This window comes from Alcanivorax sp. HI0083, from assembly GCF_001635175.1.
Map to the genome: position 1 here is coordinate 1 of NZ_LWFX01000374.1, position 526 is coordinate 526.

A 526-nucleotide genomic window follows, 5' to 3' on the forward strand; every position below is an offset into this window, starting at 1 on the left:
AGCGCACCTGCAACTGAGCACCGACCCCGCCGTCATCAACATGAGCTCCGCGTCTGCGCTCTACGGGGTGCCTTACCTGGCCTCTTATTCCGCCAGCAAGTTTGCCGTGCGCGCGCTCACCGAAGCACTCAATATCGAGTGGGCCCGCCAGGGCATTCGGGTGGTGGATATCATGCCGCCGTTTGTGAAAACGCCGATGCTGGACAACGCTGAATTCCGTGCCCCGGTGGTGGACCGCATGGGGGTGAATCTGACCGCCGACGACATTGCGGCCAAAGCCTGGCAGGCCGCCAATGAAAACGTCGCGGTGCATAACCCGGTCGGCGGGGTGTTCAAATTCATCAAGCTGCTGGACAAGGTGCTGCCCAGCGGCTCCACCAAGATGACCATGACGTTTCTCAGCCGGGAATAGTCCGCGTCAGGGTTTCTCCGGCGGCCGGGGAAAACGGATTTTGACCTTGCGACGACCCCATTCGCGGGCCGCCTGCAAATTCTCTCCCATATAGATATCAATCTTGCGTTTCCA

General features: G+C 60.1%; 1 protein-coding gene. It reads left to right on the top strand.

The features are described from left to right. Positions 1–412 (top strand): SDR family NAD(P)-dependent oxidoreductase (locus tag A3754_RS03875; protein ID WP_156496761.1); only part of this gene is annotated, 412 nt, incomplete at its 5' end. Positions 413–526: the final 114 nt, after the last annotated feature.